General features: G+C 69.8%; 14 protein-coding genes. 2 read left to right on the forward strand and 12 right to left on the reverse strand.

Translation table 11 applies throughout. The features are described 5' to 3' along the window. Positions 1 to 21 precede the first annotated feature (21 nt). Together ACI2JZ_RS03805 and truB are read right to left on the reverse strand one after the other, a co-directional pair. On the reverse strand, positions 22 to 390 hold the full coding sequence (locus ACI2JZ_RS03805) for a hypothetical protein (RefSeq protein ID WP_247622750.1): 369 nt from the start codon (positions 388 to 390) through the stop codon (positions 22 to 24). Continuing rightward, a complete protein-coding gene (truB, locus tag ACI2JZ_RS03810; protein WP_404596548.1) occupies positions 387 to 1,280 on the reverse strand; it encodes a tRNA pseudouridine(55) synthase TruB in 894 nt (297 codons plus the stop codon). Before truB ends, ACI2JZ_RS03805 begins: the two co-directional genes overlap by 4 nt. A gap of 66 nt (positions 1,281 to 1,346) precedes the next feature. On the opposite strand from truB, the gene ACI2JZ_RS03815 reads away from it, so the two are divergent. Next, positions 1,347 to 2,249, forward strand: a complete 903-nt coding sequence (locus ACI2JZ_RS03815; protein ID WP_404596549.1) for an A/G-specific adenine glycosylase — start codon at positions 1,347 to 1,349, stop codon at positions 2,247 to 2,249. 4 nt (positions 2,250 to 2,253) lie between these two features. Here the strand turns inward: ACI2JZ_RS03815 and ACI2JZ_RS03820 are convergent, their stop codons facing one another. The 8 genes from ACI2JZ_RS03820 to ACI2JZ_RS03855 form a co-directional block, all read right to left on the reverse strand. Continuing rightward, the gene (locus ACI2JZ_RS03820) at positions 2,254 to 4,410 is read right to left on the reverse strand and encodes a LuxR C-terminal-related transcriptional regulator (RefSeq protein ID WP_404596550.1); all 2,157 of its coding nucleotides are present in this window, start codon (positions 4,408 to 4,410) and stop codon (positions 2,254 to 2,256) included. A 128-nt stretch (positions 4,411 to 4,538) separates the two neighbouring features. Further along, the gene (rbfA, locus tag ACI2JZ_RS03825) at positions 4,539 to 4,973 is read right to left on the reverse strand and encodes a 30S ribosome-binding factor RbfA (RefSeq protein WP_247622754.1); all 435 of its coding nucleotides are present in this window, start codon (positions 4,971 to 4,973) and stop codon (positions 4,539 to 4,541) included. Positions 4,974 to 5,107: 134 nt separating this feature from the next. Continuing rightward, a complete protein-coding gene (gene infB, locus ACI2JZ_RS03830; protein ID WP_404596551.1) occupies positions 5,108 to 7,870 on the reverse strand; it encodes a translation initiation factor IF-2 in 2,763 nt (920 codons plus the stop codon). A 59-nt stretch (positions 7,871 to 7,929) separates the two neighbouring features. Further along, positions 7,930 to 8,202: a YlxR family protein gene (locus ACI2JZ_RS03835; protein ID WP_404596552.1), complete on the reverse strand. Its 273-nt coding sequence runs from the start codon at positions 8,200 to 8,202 to the stop codon at positions 7,930 to 7,932. A gap of 63 nt (positions 8,203 to 8,265) precedes the next feature. Continuing rightward, on the reverse strand, positions 8,266 to 9,249 hold the full coding sequence (gene nusA, locus ACI2JZ_RS03840) for a transcription termination factor NusA (RefSeq protein ID WP_247622757.1): 984 nt from the start codon (positions 9,247 to 9,249) through the stop codon (positions 8,266 to 8,268). An 87-nt stretch (positions 9,250 to 9,336) separates the two neighbouring features. Then, the gene (locus ACI2JZ_RS03845) at positions 9,337 to 10,401 is read right to left on the reverse strand and encodes a TIGR00730 family Rossman fold protein (protein ID WP_404596553.1); all 1,065 of its coding nucleotides are present in this window, start codon (positions 10,399 to 10,401) and stop codon (positions 9,337 to 9,339) included. 95 nt (positions 10,402 to 10,496) lie between these two features. Then, complete coding sequence (locus tag ACI2JZ_RS03850; RefSeq protein WP_404596554.1) at positions 10,497 to 12,251, reverse strand: proline--tRNA ligase; 1,755 nt, start codon at positions 12,249 to 12,251, stop codon at positions 10,497 to 10,499. Positions 12,252 to 12,296: 45 nt separating this feature from the next. Then, positions 12,297 to 13,067: an isocitrate lyase/phosphoenolpyruvate mutase family protein gene (locus tag ACI2JZ_RS03855; protein WP_247632419.1), complete on the reverse strand. Its 771-nt coding sequence runs from the start codon at positions 13,065 to 13,067 to the stop codon at positions 12,297 to 12,299. A 92-nt stretch (positions 13,068 to 13,159) separates the two neighbouring features. Between ACI2JZ_RS03855 and ACI2JZ_RS03860 the strand changes: the two genes are divergently transcribed. Then, positions 13,160 to 14,578: an RNB domain-containing ribonuclease gene (locus ACI2JZ_RS03860; RefSeq protein ID WP_404596555.1), complete on the forward strand. Its 1,419-nt coding sequence runs from the start codon at positions 13,160 to 13,162 to the stop codon at positions 14,576 to 14,578. Between the two features lie 7 nt (positions 14,579 to 14,585). Here ACI2JZ_RS03860 and ACI2JZ_RS03865 read toward each other — a convergent pair whose 3' ends face one another. Both ACI2JZ_RS03865 and ispG read right to left on the reverse strand, forming a co-directional pair. Next, on the reverse strand, positions 14,586 to 15,449 hold the full coding sequence (locus tag ACI2JZ_RS03865; protein ID WP_404596556.1) for a hypothetical protein: 864 nt from the start codon (positions 15,447 to 15,449) through the stop codon (positions 14,586 to 14,588). Positions 15,450 to 15,466: 17 nt separating this feature from the next. Further along, the gene (ispG, locus tag ACI2JZ_RS03870; RefSeq protein ID WP_247624699.1) at positions 15,467 to 16,597 is read right to left on the reverse strand and encodes a flavodoxin-dependent (E)-4-hydroxy-3-methylbut-2-enyl-diphosphate synthase; all 1,131 of its coding nucleotides are present in this window, start codon (positions 16,595 to 16,597) and stop codon (positions 15,467 to 15,469) included. Positions 16,598 to 16,673: the final 76 nt, after the last annotated feature.

The raw sequence follows: 16,673 nt of genomic DNA on the forward strand, positions 1-16,673 counted from the left end.
ACGTCCGTGTGCGGCTCCGGGTTACGCGATCTGCACGGTCCAGATGACGTGCATGCGCCACACCATGATCGCGATGGCCAGGGCGGCAACTCCGAGGATGACGGTGCTCCAGCGGCTGCGCTCCATCAACGCCCAGAGCACGGCCCCGACCGGCAGGAGCACGGCGGAGACGAGATAGACCCAGAACTCGAGGAGATCCCCCGTGGGCGGGTTCCCCACGAGCGGAGCGATGATCGCGGTGACCACCTGGGCGACCAGCAGGGCCTCGACGAGGGCGACGGCGCCGACGGACCAGTCGCTCGGGCGACGGCCGGCGAGTCCCGCCACGACGCAGAACGCTCCGGCGACGACCGCCACCACGATCTGGGCGAGGGTGAACCACAGGATCATCGGGCACTCTCCGGCATGTTCATGGCGCTCTTGAGGTCGCCTCCGCGTTTCTCGACGACACCGACGAGAACGCCCTCGTCGTCGATGGCCGCGACCAGCGGTGCATCGATCCGGCCGGCTTGGCCGGCGAGTCGCTTCCCGTGGCGCAGATCCCGCGCTTCCTCGGCGGAGACGGACAGCACGGGCAGGATGAGCTCCGCGGCCTGCGCAGGGGTGAGGACCGGAGCCCCCTCGAGGGAATCGATGTCGACGGCATCCGCGACGTCGAACGACCCCACCCGGGTGCGCCGCAGCGCGGTGAGGTGCCCGCCGACGCCCAGCGCGGCACCGAGGTCGCGGGCCAGCGACCGGATGTACGTACCGGACGAGCAGTCCACGATCACGTCGAGATCGCGGATGCCGTCACCCGCTCTGTCGCCGACGACATCGAAGCGCGAGACGACGACGTTCCGCGCGGCGAGGACGACCTCCTCCCCCGCACGGACGCGATCGTATGCGCGGCGACCGTCGACCTTGATCGCGGACACCGCGCTGGGAACCTGCGAGATCTCACCGGTCAGGGCCGAGATCTCCGTGGCGATGCGTGCGTCGGAGACGTCCGCCCAGGCGGCGGGATCCGCGTACGCGGTGATCTCTCCGTCGGCGTCGTCGGTGCCCGTGGCCTGTCCGAGACGGATGGTCGCCTCGTAGGTCTTGCCGGCGCCCACGATGTGGGTGAGGAGCCGGGTGGCCCCCTCGATGCCGATCACGAGCAGTCCGGTCGCCATCGGGTCGAGCGTGCCGGCGTGCCCGACCTTGCGGGTGCCGAACGCACGACGCGTGCGTGCGACGACGTCGTGGCTGGTCAGCCCTGCGGGCTTGTCGACGAGGAGGATGCCCGGCAGAACCATCCCTCCAGCCTACGGTGCCCGGCCGCACGGGCGAACACGCGGTCGCGGCTCGAATAGGCTTGTCGGATGCCGGAGACGCCCGAGAACCGCGACCGGGAGATCGCCGCCCCGGTCATCGACTGGTACCGTTCCGCGGCTCGCGATCTGCCCTGGCGTCGGCCGGAGTTCCACGAGCGTTTCGGCGCCTGGGGCGTGCTCGTGAGCGAGTTCATGCTGCAGCAGACGCCCGTCGCCCGCGTGATCCCCCGTCTCGATGCGTGGCTGGAACGCTGGCCGTCGCCGGCGGACATGGCCACGGCCTCCCCCGCCGAGGTCGTGCAGCAATGGGCGAACCTCGGCTATCCGCGCCGCGCGCTCTGGCTCCACCGTGCGGCGACGGAGGTCGTCCGCGAGCACGACGGAACGGTGCCCCGAGACGTCCCCGCGCTGCTCGCGCTCACCGGGATCGGCGACTACACCGCCCGCGCGGTGGCCGTCTTCTCCTACGGCGACAGGCATCCGGTGGTCGACACCAACACGCGCCGGGTGCTCGCGCGCGCCGTCGACGGCATCGCGCACCCGGGCCCTCCCTCACGGCGCGACCTCGCCCTGATGGAGGCGCAGATGCCGGTGGACGACTCCGCCGCCGCGGTGTTCAACGCCGCCGTCATGGAGCTCGGTGCCACCGTGTGCACCGCACGCGCGCCGATCTGCGAGGAGTGCCCGATCGCCGACCGGTGCGCGTGGCTCGCCGCGGGGAGTCCCGCGACGGTGGACACGCGCCGAAAGCAGGCGGCCTACGAAGGATCGGATCGGCAGGCGCGCGGCGCGGTGCTGCGCGTGCTCAGGGAGATCGCCCCCGCAGGGATCGCCCTGGAGGATCTGCTGCCGGACTGGCCGGATCCGTTGCAACGGGATCGCGCGATCGACTCGCTCGTCGCGGACGGGCTCGCCGAGGCCGGGAACGGAGAGATCGCGCTACCGCACTGACTCCTCACAGCAGCTGATTGGTCCGGTGAGCCAGCACGGTGAGTTCGACCCGCGAGCGTACGCCAAGCTTCGCGAACGCCCGTCCGATGTGCACCTCGACCGTGCGCACGGACACCACCAGCGCTTCCGAGATCTCCCGGTTGCTCGCGCCGGCCGCCGCCCGCATCGCGACCTCGAGCTCGCGCGCGGTGAGCTGCTGCGACCATGCTGCCCGGCACGCCGCCAGTGGATCGATCGCCGAAGATGCGTCATCGGCGTCGAGGGTCGCGATCCGGCGCACGACCGATCGCGCCCAGGCGTGAGCCCCCGAGAGCTCGAACAGGCTGAGGGCCGTGCGCAGGTGCTCGCGAGCGACGACCGCCTCCCCGCGGATCGCCGCACGGGTACCGAGCATCGCCTCGATGCGAGCGCGCGCGAACGGCGACCGCAGAGTGCGGGCCGCGCGCAGGACCTCGTCGCGCTCGGAGTGCCAGCGCACATCGGGAGCGGTGGCGACGCGTGTACGGAGCGAGCGGGCGAGGCTGACCTCCGGGGGCTCGATGAGACGCACGGCCGGTTCCTCGTCACCGCCCGGGCGGATCTCCTCGAGCCCGGGAACGGCGAACGACGTCTGCGGTGCCCCGAGCTCGCGCCACAGCCGGACGAATCCGGCGGCTCCGTCGAAGTCTCCGTCGAGGAACGCCTCGATGCCCTGATCGACCAGCAGATCGATCCGCTGAGCCGACGGCAGCGCACAGGTCAGCGCACGAGCGAACGGTCCCAGTTCTCCGAGCACGGCGAGGTCGAGCCTGCGGGCGAGAACGACACCGAGTCCGGCGAACGGCATGCTCACCGGGAGCGTCATGGATGCCGTGAGCAGATGCTCGCGTGCCTCGCCCATGTCACCGCGCCAGACCAGGAGCAGGGCGTGCGCGACCGCGCGGTACGCATCGACGAGCGGACTCCGCTCGAATCCCTCCACGAGCGGATCCACACCCGACGCGAGCGCGTCCTCATGCGCGAGCAGACGCAGCCCGACGTCGATCCGTCCGTCGAGAGCGGAGGTCAGCGCGCGCATCAGGCCTCCCGTCACCGGGCCCGTGCCCTCGGCATCGTCTTCTTCGGACTCGCCCACGAGCAGCCACGCGAGGGCGACTGCGGGGTCTCGGAGCTTCGACTCGACACCGACCCGGGCAGAGGCGTACCGCAGCGACTCCCGCCAGGCGCGCATGCCCCGTCGGTCACCGCGCTCCGCGCACAGGGGCACGGCCAGCGCCGCTCCCCGAGCGATCGAGTACCAGTCCTCCGGTGCATCCGTGGCCGGGCGCAGCGCCTCCAGGTCGAACTCGGGAACCGACCCCTGCAGGTGAGCCTGTGCGATGAGCAGGCCGGCGAGGCCCTGCAACCGATAGCGCTCCGTTCCGTGCGGGAACAGGGTGCCCAGCCAGGCGGCAGCCTCGAGCGCGTACCCGCCCCCGATCGCGGCCGCGCCGGCGACCATCCGGGCTTCGTCGAGATCCCGTCCCGCGGCGTGCGCGGCCGCCTCGCGCGCGATCATCAGGGCGCGATCGGCGTGCCCCGCTTCCGACAGCCCTCTCGCGATCCGCGTGAGTTCGCGGGCGGATCCGGGGTCCATCTCCAGCGACGCGCGCGCTCGATGCCAGTCCGCCTCGATCGTGCGCCGCTGCCGCGCGAAAACCTCGTGCAGACGCGCGTGCACCCGGGCGGCCTCACCCGACCCCATGCCGTCGGATATCCAGATCGCGAGTCGCCGGTCCTGCAGACGGATGCGGCCGGCGTGCAGGTCGAGATGCCCGCCGATCGCGGATGCCGCGAGATCCTCGGCCGTGCGTCCGTCGAAGGCCAGCAGCGGCTCCAGCTCGTCGGTCAGCGTCACGGCCAGCGCGAAGAGAAGAGCACGATCACGCGCCGAGAGATCGAGCCCTCGGAAGGCCTCGACGACGGCGGGCACCATCGGGAGAGGAGACGGCAGCGGAAGCAGCCCCTGGCGCTGCCCGCGCGTCAACGCGGCCGCCACCTGACGGATCGTGGGCGCACTCGCGTGCAGATCGACCATGAGGCGCGACAGCACGTGCGGCGCGCACCCGATCTGTTCGTCGATCAGCTCGCCGAGCAACGGACCGACCGTCGCCCACGCGTGACTCGTTCCTCCGGACACCACTGCGCCGTCGATGATGCACCCCCTCGCACCGGATGAGACGCTTCTCATCCGGTGCGACGGTAGCAAGCAGAACCGCGACCGCGACGGTCATCGACCGATATACCCAACGCGTCTCCGCGCCGGCGGGATCAGCGGTCGGAGTCCTCGTCCTCCGCGCGCACGTACGGGTCGGCGTCGCCGGCGTGCGAGGCGGAGGAGGCGAGCTTCGCCACCTCCGCGTCGCGCTCCTGAGCCTGACGCAGCAGCGCGGTGATGTGGTCGGCGTTCTCCGGGAGCGCATCGGGGATGAACTCCAGCGTGGGCACCAGACGGGTGCTGAGCTGTCGCCCCACCTCGCTGCGCAGCATCCCCGTGGCCGAGGTCAGCGCCGCGCCGCTGGCGATGCGCTCCTCCTCGGTGCCGAGGACGGTGTAGAACACCGACGCGTGCTGGAGGTCACCGCTCACGCGTACGTCGGTGATCGTCACGAAGCCGAGCCGCGGGTCGCGCAGCCCCTTCTCGAGCCGCTCGGCGAGGATCACGCGGATCCGGTCGGCGAGGCGAGCCTGTCGTTCTCCAGCCATGCTTGATTCTCTCTCTTCAACCGCCGAAGCGGCGTGAAACTGTTGCGGAGGCGATGGATGCCATCGGGATAGTCGGGGTCTTGGGGGTTCCCGTTATCCCGATGGCATCCATCGCCGGAGCGACTCAACGAGGATCAGCCGCGCGGCTTCTCCACCAGCTCGGTCGTCTCGATCTCGTCACCGATCTGGATGTCGTTGTACTTGCCGAGGCCGATACCGGCTTCGTAGTCCGTACGCACTTCGGTGACGTCGTCCTTGAAGCGACGCAGCGATTCGATCGCCAGGCCGTCCGCGAGGACGACTCCGTCGCGGATGACGCGGGCCTTGGCGTTTCGCGTGATCGTTCCCGATCGCACGATGACACCGGCGATGTTGCCGAACTTCGAGGAGCGGAACACCTCGCGGATCTCGGCGACACCCGACTGGACCTCTTCGTACTCCGGCTTGAGCATTCCCTTGAGGGAGTTCTCGATCTCGTCGATCGCGTTGTAGATGACCGAGTAGAACCGGATGTCCACGCCTTCGCGGGAGGCGCGCTCGCGCGCCTTCGTGTCGGGGCGGACGTTGAAGCCCACGATGATCGCGTTGTCGATCGTCGCGAGGTTGACGTCGGACTCGGTGATCGCACCCACACCGCGGTGGATGATGCGCAGCTGGACGGAGTCGTCGACCTCGATCTTGAGCAGCGATTCCTCGAGCGCCTCGACGGCACCCGAGACGTCACCCTTGATGATGAGGTTGAGCGACTCGACCTTGCCCTCTTCGAGCGCACGGGTGAAGTCCTCGAGCGAGATGCGCTTGCGGGCCTTGGCCAGCTGCGCATTGCGCTCGACCGCTTCACGCTTCTCGGCGATCTGGCGAGCCATGCGGTCCTCGTCGGTGACGATGAACACGTCACCGGCGCGGGGCACCGAGTTCAGACCCTGAACCTGGACCGGACGCGACGGGTAGGCCTCGAGGACCTGCTCGCCGTTCTCGTCGGCCATCGCACGCACACGTCCGTAGGCGGTGCCGGCGACGATCGCGTCTCCGACGCGGAGCGTTCCGGACTGGATGAGCACCGTCGCGACCGAACCGCGGCCCTTGTCGAGCTTCGCCTCGATGGCGACACCACGAGCGGCCTTGTTCGGGTTGGCGGTGAGGTCGAGACCCGCGTCGGCCGTGAGCAGCACGGCGTCGAGGAGCTCCTGGATGCCGGTGTTGGCACGCGCCGAGACGTCGACGAACATGACGTCGCCACCGAACTCCTCGGCGACCAGCCCGTACTCGGTGAGCTGCTGGCGCACCTTCGACGGGTTGGCGTCGGGCTTGTCGACCTTGTTCACCGCGACCACGATCGGCACGTTCGCCGCCTGGGCGTGGTTGAGCGCCTCGACCGTCTGCGGCATGATGCCGTCGTCGGCCGCGACCACGAGGATCGCGAGGTCGGTGACCTGGGCACCACGGGCACGCATGGCCGTGAAGGCCTCGTGACCCGGCGTGTCGATGAAGGTGATGGCACGCTCGATGCCCTCGTGCTCCGTCCACACCTGGTAGGCACCGATGTGCTGGGTGATGCCGCCGGCTTCGCCCTCGATGACGTTGGTCTGACGGATCGCGTCGAGCAGTCGGGTCTTACCGTGATCGACGTGACCCATGACGGTGACGACCGGCGGACGGATCTCGAGGTCGTCGTCGCTCTCCTCCTCCAGCTCCTTCTCGAGGTCGAGACCGAAGCCCTCGAGGAGCTCCTTGTCCTCGTCCTCGGGCGAGACCATCTGGATCTTGTAGCCGAGCTCCTCGCCGAGGACCTCGAACGTGGCCTCGTCCAGGGATTCGGTGGCCGTGGCCATCTCACCCAGGTTGAAGAGGATCGTGACGAGGGTTCCGGGCTGGACCGTGTAACCGGTCAGCGTCTCGATCTTGTCGGCGAAGTCCGCGATCGACGCACCACGGCGCATGCGGATGATCTCCCCGTTTCCACGGGTGACGTTGACGCCGCCGACGACCGGGGCGCTCCGCATCTCGAACTCTTGCCGCTTCGCCCGCCGCGACTTGCGCTGCTTGCTCTTGCCGCCACCCTTACCGAACGCACCGGCGGTACCACCGCCGGGACCACGGCCACGACCGCCGCCGCCACCGGGACGACCGGCGAAGCCACCACCGGGACGTGCGCCGGGACCGGCACCGGGTCCACCGGCGCCACCGGGACGACCGGGGCCGCCGGGACGCTGCTGGAACGGAGCACCGGGACGACCGCCCTGGCCACCGCGAGGGGCACCGGGACGGGGCGAGCCGGGACGCGGAGCACCCGGACGGGGTGCCCCGGGGCGAGGCGCCTGCGGGCGCGGGATGTTGCCCGGAGTCGGGCGCTGTCCCATGCCCTGCGCCGAAGCGAAGGGGTTGTTGCCCGGGCGAGGACCGGTGGGACGCTGTCCCATGCCCTGGGCCGAGGAGAACGGGTTGTTCCCCGGGCGCGGAGCGCCGGGCTTGGGCGCGCCGCTGTCACCGGCGGGCGCGGCGGGTGCCGGCGCCTCCGGTGCAGGGGCCGCCGGGGCGGGCGCGGACGACTCCGCAACGGGAGCCTCCGCAGCGGGCGTCTCGACGACCGGTGCGGGTGCGGGCTTGGGACCGGGCTTGGGGCCCGGGGTCGGCGCCGACTTGCCGGCCGGCTTGGCCGCTGCCGGCTTGGCGGCTGCCTGCTTGGCGGCGGGGCTCGCAGCCGGAGCAGTCTCAGCGGATGCCTTGAGCGAGGGGTCGGCATCGATCGCCGCGCGCAGCTTGCGCGCCACCGGCGGTTCGATGGTCGATGAGGGACTCTTGACGAATTCGCCGAGTTCCTTCAGCTTTGCAAGTGCGACCTTGCTGTCGACGCCGAGTTCGGCGGCGATCTCGTGTACGCGTGGTTTACCAGCCACAATTCTCCTGTCTGGGGCAGTCTGCCCAGACAGGGCAGACCATTAGTCGCGGACGGGTCTCATTTCGAGCCGTTCACTTTGTTTCCATAGCCGTTCAGCCGTTTCTCGATGGTCTGCGTGTCCACAGGGGTGGACACACGGAGTGCTCGTCCGAAAGCGCGGCGCCGCAGTGCGGACGCCATGCATTCCTGCGTCGGATGCATCCACGCGCCTCGCCCCGGCAGGACGGCGCGCTCATCGATGATGAGGATGCCGTTCTGGGACACCGCCCTGAGGAGGGCGGAGCGGGGAGCACGCATGCGACAGCCGACGCACGTTCGTACGGGTTCCATCTTACACCTGCGTTTCCTCTCGCTCGGCACGCGGGCGGCGCGTGCCGAGCGGACGGTGGGCGCTCAGTCCAGGACGCTGTCCGGCTGGATGTCGATCTTGGCGCCCGTGAGCTTCGCGGCGAGACGGGCGTTCTGCCCCTCCTTGCCGATCGCCAGCGAGAGCTGGTAATCGGGAACGAGGGCTCGCACGGCCTTGGTGGTGGCGTCGAGGATGAACGAGCTCGTCACCTTCGCCGGGGAGAGCGCGTTCGCGACGAAAGCCGCGAGCTCCGGGTCGTGGTCGACGATGTCGATCTTCTCCCCCGACAGCTCTTCGGTGACGGCGCGCACGCGGCGGCCGAGCTCGCCGATGCAGGCACCCTTGGCGTTGATGGACGGGTCGTTGGCCTTGACCGCGATCTTCGAGCGGTGCCCCGCCTCGCGGGCCAGGGAGACGATCTCGACGAGGCCGGCCGCGATCTCGGGGACCTCGAGCGCGAAGAGCTTGCGGACGAGACCGGGGTGCGTGCGCGAGACGGTGATCTGCGGGCCCTTCAGCCCCTTCGCCACACTCGTCACGTAGACGCGGATGCGCGATCCGTGCGTGTACTCCTCGCCGGGAACCTGCTCCTCGGGGGGCAGGATGGCCTCGACGGAACCGAGATCCACATGGATCATCCGCGGGTTCGGACCCTGCTGGATGACGCCCGCGACGATGTCGCCCTCCTTGCCGCGGAACTCGCCGAGCACGGCCTCATCGGCGATGTCGCGGAGGCGCTGGCTGATGACCTGCTTGGCGGCGAAAGCGGCGATGCGGCCGAAGTCGCTCGGCGTGGCGTCCTCCTCGCCGATGATGGCGCCCTCGTCGTCGGAGACCGCCTGCAGAACGGCGACGTGACCGGTCTTGCGATCGAGGTCGACGCGCACGCCCTCGGGAAGGTCGCCCTCGGCCGAGACGTGCTTGGAGTAGGCGGTCAGGATCGCCTGCTCGATGATCGCGACGAGTTCGTCGAAGGGGATCCCCTTCTCCTTCTCGATTCCACGCAGCAGGCTCAGTTCGATATCCATGACGGCTCCCTATTCAGCTCTCGTCGCGCGGAATCACACACGCGACATCCGTACAACGATACCCCGCCCCTGCCACGGGTCGCCACGTCAGGCCGACGGCGACCTCTCCGGCAGCGCATCCGCGGAGGGCAGGGCGTTGATCGCGCCGATCAATCGGAACAGGTCGCCCACGCGTCGCTGATCGAGGCGGAGCGCCAGGCGAGGAAGGTCGACGGCATCGCCATCGGCGATCTCCACGGATCGCGGGGTGGCGCGCTCGATGCGGTCGGACGCCAACATCGACGCGAAGCGCTCGTTCAGGTCGGCGAGCTCGGCATCCGTCGGTTCCGCCCGGAGCCGCAGCACCAGCGTGTCCCCGAACCAGCGCAGCGAATCGTAGTTGCGCCAGAACCCCGTGATCTCTGCCCGCGCGGCTTCGACGGAGTCCGTGATCACCACTCGATCGAAATCGCCCTCCGAGATCACCCCTGCCGGCGCGAGGTGCTCGTCGACGAAACTGCGCAGCCCCTCCCAGAATCGCCCGCCGGTCTCGTCGAGGAGCACGATCGGCATCGGCTCCGCCTTGCCCGTCTGCTGAAGGGTGAGGAGCTCGAACATCTCGTCGAGCGTGCCGAACCCGCCGGGCAGGCAGATGAACCCCTCCGACTCCTTGATGAGCATCAGTTTGCGGGTGAAGAAGTACTTCATCGCCACGACGTGGTCCTGACCGGACGACACGATCCCGTTGGGCTTCTCTTCGAAGGGCAGGCGGATCGAGACACCGAGCGAGAGTGCGGGCCCGGCTCCCTCCGCCGCGGCCTGCATGATCCCCGGCCCTGCACCCGTGACGACCATCCATCCATCGGTCGCCAGCGCCGCCGCGACGTCGCGGGCCTGCCGGTAGAGCGGATCGTCGGTGCGCGTGCGAGCGGATCCGAAGACCGTGACCTTGGGCACACCGCGGTACGGCGCGAACAGTCGGAACGCGTCGCGCATCTCCGCGAGCGCCGCTGAAGCGATCTTGAGGTCGAGACGGTCGGTGCCGTCCTCCCCCAGCAGGATCGCGGTGCGCAGCATCCTCATCACGAGCCGACGGTCGGCATGCACTCCGGCATCGTCGAGCACGGCGTTGATCTCGGCACTCAGGGCGTCGGGGAGCGGTTCGTCGATCATGCGTCCAGCGTGTCACGACCCGCTGAGCGGGCGCGAGGTGCCACACCGAGAACGCGAACGCCGCGCCCCGACGGGACGCGGCGTTCGTTCGATCGTCAGCGGGAGAGTCGTTCGACGGCTTCGGCGATCGACACGGCCTCGCGGTCACCCGTGGCGCGATCCCACAGCTCGACCTGGCCCTCGGCCGCGCCGCGCCCGACGATCACGATCTTCGGCACGCCCACGAGCTCGGCATCGCCGAACTTCACACCGGGTGAGACCTTGGGGCGATCGTCGTAGAGCACGTCGAGCCCGATGCCCTCCAGAGCGGACGAGAGCTCCGCCGCGACGTCGAACGCGATCTGGTCGCGGCCGGCGGCGACGACCTGCACGTCGAAGGGCGCGACCGACGCGGGCCAGATGAGCCCCTTGTCGTCGTTGTTGAGCTCGGCGATGATCGCCAGGATGCGCGTGACGCCGATGCCGTACGAGCCCATCGTGACCGTGACGAGCTTGCCGTTGACGTCGAGCACCTTGAGACCGAGCGCCTCGGCGTACTTGCGCCCGAGCTGGAAGACGTGCCCGATCTCCATGCCGCGCGCGAGCTCCACGGGTCCGGAGCCGTCGGGGGCGGGGTCGCCGGCGCGCACGTTGGCGATCTCGACGATGCCGTCGGCTGTGAAGTCGCGCCCGGCGACCACCGAGTGCGCGTGCTTCTGGTCGATGTTCGCCCCGGTGATCCAGCTGGTGCCCTCGCTGACCCGCGGGTCGACGAGATAGCGGATCCCGGTGGCGGACTCCTCGCCCAGCACCGCGCCCGTGCTCGACCACGGGCCGATGTAGCCCTTCACGAGCAGCGGATGCTTCGCGAAGTCCTCCGGGGTGGCGGTCTCGACCTCGGCCGGCGCGAAGGCCACCTCGGCTCGCTTCTCGTCGACCTCGCGGTCGCCCGGGATGCCGACGACGACCAGCTCGCGCGTGCCGTCGAGGTGCGTGAGGGCGAGGACGACGTTCTTGAGCGTGTCCGCCGCCGAGTACTCCCCGTCGAGAACCGCGTTGGAATGCGCGACGAGCGTGTCGATCGTCGGGGTGTCCGGCGAGTCGAACACGATCGGCGCGGCATCGGCGTCGAAGGCGACGGCGTCGGGCACGGCGGTGGTGAACGCCTCGACGTTCGCGGCGTATCCGCCGGCGCTGCGCACGAAGGTGTCCTCGCCGACCGGGGTCGGGTGCAGGAACTCCTCGCTGCGCGAGCCGCCCATCGCCCCGGCATCCGCCTGGACGATCACGTACTCGAGCCCCAGCCGCTGGAAGATGCGCTCGTACGCATCGCGCTGCGCCTGGTAGCTGGCCTCCAGCCCCTCGTCGGATGCATCGAAGGAGTAGGCGTCCTTCATCGTGAACTCGCGTCCGCGCAGCAGACCGGCACGCGGGCGGGCCTCATCGCGGTACTTGTCCTGGATCTGGTAGATCGTCAGCGGCAGGTCCTTGTACGACGAATAGAGATCCTTCACGAGCTGCGTGAAGGCCTCCTCATGGGTGGGCGCGAGCAGATAGTCGCCCCCCTTGCGGTCCTTCAGGCGGAAGAGCAGGTCGCCGTACTCGTCCCAGCGCCCCGTCGCCTCATAGGCCTCGCGCGGCATGAGCGCCGGGAAGTGAACCTCCTGCGCGCCGGCCGCGGCCATCTCCTCGCGCACGACGGTCTCGATCTTCGACTTGACCCGCAGTCCCAGTGGCAGCCACGCGAAGATGCCCGCCGCCTGCGGCCGGATGTAGCCGGCGCGGATCAGCAGCTTGTGACTGGCGACCTCTGCACCTGCAGGGTCTTCACGGAGAGTACGGAGGAAGAAGTTCGAAAGACGAGTGACCACGGGCCAAGTCTACTGACCCGTGGCCGTCGTCTTTCGGCCGATGACTCAGTTGAGCGCCGGGAGCCCCTCGGGCACGACGCCACCCTTGTAGAGGCTGGCGGCGAGCTCCTGCAGCGCCGTCAACGCGGCTCGCTGCGGGAGCGGGCCGTAGGAGATACGGGCGACGCCGAGCTTCTCGTACTGGGCGGCGCTGAGCGCGCCCGGCAAGCCGATCACGCTCACCTTCCGCTCGCCGATGCCCTCGACCAGCTGGCGAGTGACGTGGGCGTCGAGGATGCCGGGTACGAACACCGACGTGGCGCCGGCATCGATGAACGCGCGACCGCGCTGGATCGCGTCGGCGACGCTCTGTTCGACCGGGCGCCCGCCGGCGCGGACGAACGCGTCGGTGCGTGCGTTGAGGGCGAACGGCACGCCCTCCGCCTCGGCCGCCTTGACGATGGCTTCCACCACGGCGACCGACTCGTCGAGGGGCTTGAGGCGATCCTCGACGTTCGCGCCGACGACACCGGCGGCGATGGCGAGACGGGTGGTCTCCCCCGCGTCGTCGTAACCGTCGTCGAGGTCGGCGGTGACCGGCACGTGGACGGATGCCGCGATCCGGCCGACCATGTCGAGCATGATGTCGCGCGGGATCGTGCCGTCGTCGTAGCCGAACGATGCGGCGATGCCGTGACCGGCCGTCGCGATCGCCCGGGTCTCGGGGAGCTTGGCGACCGCTCGCGCGGACACCACATCCCATACGTTCACGACGCGGAGGATCTCGGGGGCGTCATAGAGGTCGACGAGGGTCTGAGCCTTGGCTGAAGTGGTCATGTCCTCCACGCTAACGCGAACCCCCGACGATCGGGCCGCCGGAAATCGCCCCGTGACGATCCTCCGCATGAGGATCCGCCTAGTGTGGACGCATGCCGCAGCGTCGTTCGCACGTCGACCCCTCCGCCGCGCAGACCGAGCTCGCCGTCGCGCTCTCGGCACTGCGTGCAGACCTCGATGCCCCGGTCGACTTTCCCGCCGAAGCGCTCGACGAAGCACTCTCCTCCCCCTCGCCGCCGCCCGAGCTCGACCTGCGCGATGTGCCGTTCGCGACGCTCGACCCGCCCGGCTCCCGCGATCTCGACCAGGCGTTCCATCTCGAGCGCGCCGGCCGCGGGTACACCGTGCGCTACGCGATCGCGGATGTCCCCGGCTTCGTCTCCCCCGGGGGCGCCGTCGATGTCGAGGCGCGGCGCCGCGGCCAGACGCTCTACGCCGCCGATGGATCGATCCCGCTGCATCCGCCCGTGCTGAGCGAGGACCGCGCCTCCTTGCTCCCCGACGTCGATCGCCCCGCTCTCGTATGGACCTTCGGTCTCGACGGTGACGGAACCGTCGTCGGCACCTCACTCGAACGAGCGCTGATCCGGTCGCGGGTGCAACTCGAGTACGCCGGCGCCCAGGATGCGGTCGACCGTGACGAGGACGGACCCGTCTCCCTCCTGCCCGAGATCGGCCGGCTGCGCATCGCGCAGGAGCGAGCCCGGGGCGGCGCCAGCCTGAACCTGCCCGACGAAGAGGTCGTCCGGACCGACGCCGGCGTATACGCGATCCGGCGGCGCAGCCCCCTCCCCGTCGAGGAGTGGAACGCGCAGTTGTCGCTCATGACGGGCATGGCGGCCGCCTCGCTCATGCTCGAGGCGGAGGTGGGGATCCTGCGCACGATGCCCCGCCCCGACGACGCGGCGTTCGACACGTTCCGCCGACAGACGGCGGCGCTGGGACGGCCCTGGGCCACCGGCGATTACGGCGACTTCCTCCGGGACCTGGATCGCACCGACCCGCTGACACTTCCCGTGCTGCAGGCGGCCGCGACCCTGTTCCGAGGTGCCGGCTACGTGACCTTTGACGGCTCGACACCGACCGACACGGTGCAGGCCGCGATCGCCGCGCCCTACGCCCACGCGACGGCGCCGCTGCGCCGACTCGTCGACCGATGGACGCTGACGATCTGCCTCGCCGTGTCCCGCGGTGAAGCCGTGCCCTCGTGGGTGCGGGACTCGCTCGCCGACCTGCCCGGTCTGATGCAGGACTCGTCGCAGCGCGCCTCCCGGCTCGACGCCGCCACCGTGAACGCCGTCGAGGCCGCGCTCATCACCCCGCTGGTGGGTTCCCGGGTCGATGCGACGATCATCGAGCTCCGCGGGGAGCGCGCGCGGATCCAGCTGGCGGACCCCGCCGTCACGGCATCCGCACCCGTTCCGATCGATGCGCGCCCGGGAGACGTCGTCCGCCTGCGCGTCGCGCGTGCGGACATCGGTGCGGGCGAGATCGAGTTCTCCCTGGACTGACCGTGCGTCAGGCCGCGGGGACGACGGTCGTCGTCATCACGAGCAGCTGCGGATCGCTCAGATCGAGCGACACCCGGATCGCTTCGAACGCCGCCAGCGAATCCACGTGCGTACCGCCGCAAAGGATCACCGCCTCCCCCTCGGGGAGCTCGCAGTGCCACCGGCGCCGGTCGACGATCGCCGGTCCCTCGGTGACGATCCGGCTGCCCGCGGCAGAGGACACCCACGCGGTCAACTGCGCGTTGATCGATGCCTCCCGCTCGGCGAGCGTCGCCGCGAACGTCTCGGTATCGAAGCCGGCGCGCCGCAGGCTCTTGCCCAGGCGATACTCGTCGACGCTGCCGTCCTCGTGGATACGGCTGGACTGATTCGCCCGCCCCTCGAAGTCGGGCGCACCGAGGGCATCGGTTCCCGGGTCCTTGCGCCACAGGTCGGCGACGGCCAGATCGAGCGCCAGCGACGCGAGATGGCAGGCCGTATGACCACGGCTGAGTCCCGCTCGGCGCGGCTCGTCGACCACGAGCCGGGCCGCCGCGCCCTCCGTGAATCCCGCAGGCGCCGAGCCGTCGAGGCGATGGGCGACCAACCACGTCCACCCGTCGGCCCCGCGTCGCACCGGGATCGCCGCGCCGATCGCGAAGTCGCCCTCATCGCTGACGGCGGCCATGATCGCCTCCGCGACCGAGACGCTCTCCTCGCCCACGACGATCGTTCCCGTATCGCCCGGCTGATCGGGCCACGTGTGATCGACCGGGTGGAAGGGCGTCGCCTCGACGACGACGACGGCGCCGTCGTCGACCGGCTCGATACGGGTGATGACGCTCTCGCCCCGGACGGAACCGCCGGCGAACGACACGACTGTCGACGACATTGCTTCTCCCTGCCGGGTCAGACGGTGACGACCTGCGCGGTGCCGAGCGGGGCTTCGGGACCCATCTCGGCGGCGATCCGGTTCGCCTCCTCGATCAGCGTCGCGACGATGTCGGCTTCGGGCACGGTCTTGATGACCTCACCCTTGACGAAGATCTGGCCCTTGCCGTTGCCCGACGCGACTCCTAGGTCTGCTTCGCGCGCCTCGCCCGGCCCGTTGACCACACAGCCCATGACGGCCACGCGCAGCGGCACCGTCATGTCCTTGAGGCCCTCGGTGACGTTCTCGGCGAGCGTGTAGACGTCGACCTGCGCACGGCCGCACGAGGGGCAGGAGACGATCTCGAGCTTGCGCTCGCGCAGGTTCAGCGACTGCAGGATCTGATGCCCGACCTTGACCTCTTCGGCCGGCGGGGCGGAGAGCGAGACGCGGATGGTGTCGCCGATCCCCTCGCCGAGGAGGATGCCGAACGCGGTGGCGCTCTTGATCGTGCCCTGGAACGCCGGTCCCGCCTCGGTGACGCCGAGGTGGAGGGGCCAATCGCCGCGCTCGGCGAGCTGACGGTATGCCTTCACCATCACGATCGGGTCGTTGTGCTTGACGGAGATCTTGAAGTCGTGGAAATCGTGCTCCTCGAACAGCGAGGCCTCCCAGACCGCGCTCTCGACGAGTGCTTCGGCGGTGGCCTTGCCGTATTTGGCGAGGATGCGCCGGTCGAGCGAACCGGCGTTCACGCCGATGCGCAGGGAGACGCCCGCGGCCTTCGCCGCCTCGGCGATCTTCCCGACGTTGCCGTCGAACTCGCGGATGTTGCCGGGGTTCACCCGCACGGCACCGCATCCGGCGTCGATCGCCGTGTAGATGTAGCGCGGCTGGAAGTGGATGTCGGCGATCACGGGGATCTGGCTCTTCATCGCGATGATCTTGAGCGCGTCCGCGTCGTCCTGGTGGGGAACGGCCACGCGCACGATCTCGCAGCCGGACGCCGTGAGCTCGGCAATCTGCTGGAGGGTCCCGTTGATGTCGGTCGTCTTCGTCGTCGTCATCGACTGAACGGTGACGGGAGCATCCCCACCCACGAGCACCTTGCCCACCTTGATCTGGCGAGACTTGCGGCGCGGGGCGAGGACTTCGGGGATCTTCGGCATTCCGAGGTTCACTGCTGGCACTGCTCCAGACTACGCCGCCAGGATGGGCGCAGGCTGGAAGCGGAGCCGGGGGAAC

It is taken from the genome of Microbacterium sp. NPDC087868, assembly GCF_044900755.1.
In the GTDB taxonomy this organism is placed as follows: domain Bacteria; phylum Actinomycetota; class Actinomycetes; order Actinomycetales; family Microbacteriaceae; genus Microbacterium; species Microbacterium galbinum.

Bases quoted from the DNA above. Each gene is read 5' to 3' on its own strand.
- ACI2JZ_RS03805 (WP_247622750.1), bottom strand. From the start codon at position 390: ATGATCCTGTGGTTCACCCTCGCCCAGATCGTGGTGGCGGTCGTCGCC.
- truB (WP_404596548.1), bottom strand. From the start codon at position 1,280: ATGGTTCTGCCGGGCATCCTCCTCGTCGACAAGCCCGCAGGGCTGACC.
- ACI2JZ_RS03815 (WP_404596549.1), top strand. From the start codon at position 1,347: ATGCCGGAGACGCCCGAGAACCGCGACCGGGAGATCGCCGCCCCGGTC.
- rbfA (WP_247622754.1), bottom strand. From the start codon at position 4,973: ATGGCTGGAGAACGACAGGCTCGCCTCGCCGACCGGATCCGCGTGATC.
- ACI2JZ_RS03835 (WP_404596552.1), bottom strand. From the start codon at position 8,202: ATGGAACCCGTACGAACGTGCGTCGGCTGTCGCATGCGTGCTCCCCGC.
- nusA (WP_247622757.1), bottom strand. From the start codon at position 9,249: ATGGATATCGAACTGAGCCTGCTGCGTGGAATCGAGAAGGAGAAGGGG.
- ACI2JZ_RS03845 (WP_404596553.1), bottom strand. From the start codon at position 10,401: ATGATCGACGAACCGCTCCCCGACGCCCTGAGTGCCGAGATCAACGCC.
- ACI2JZ_RS03855 (WP_247632419.1), bottom strand. From the start codon at position 13,067: ATGACCACTTCAGCCAAGGCTCAGACCCTCGTCGACCTCTATGACGCC.
- ACI2JZ_RS03860 (WP_404596555.1), top strand. From the start codon at position 13,160: ATGCCGCAGCGTCGTTCGCACGTCGACCCCTCCGCCGCGCAGACCGAG.
- ACI2JZ_RS03865 (WP_404596556.1), bottom strand. From the start codon at position 15,449: ATGTCGTCGACAGTCGTGTCGTTCGCCGGCGGTTCCGTCCGGGGCGAG.
- ispG (WP_247624699.1), bottom strand. From the start codon at position 16,597: ATGCCGAAGATCCCCGAAGTCCTCGCCCCGCGCCGCAAGTCTCGCCAG.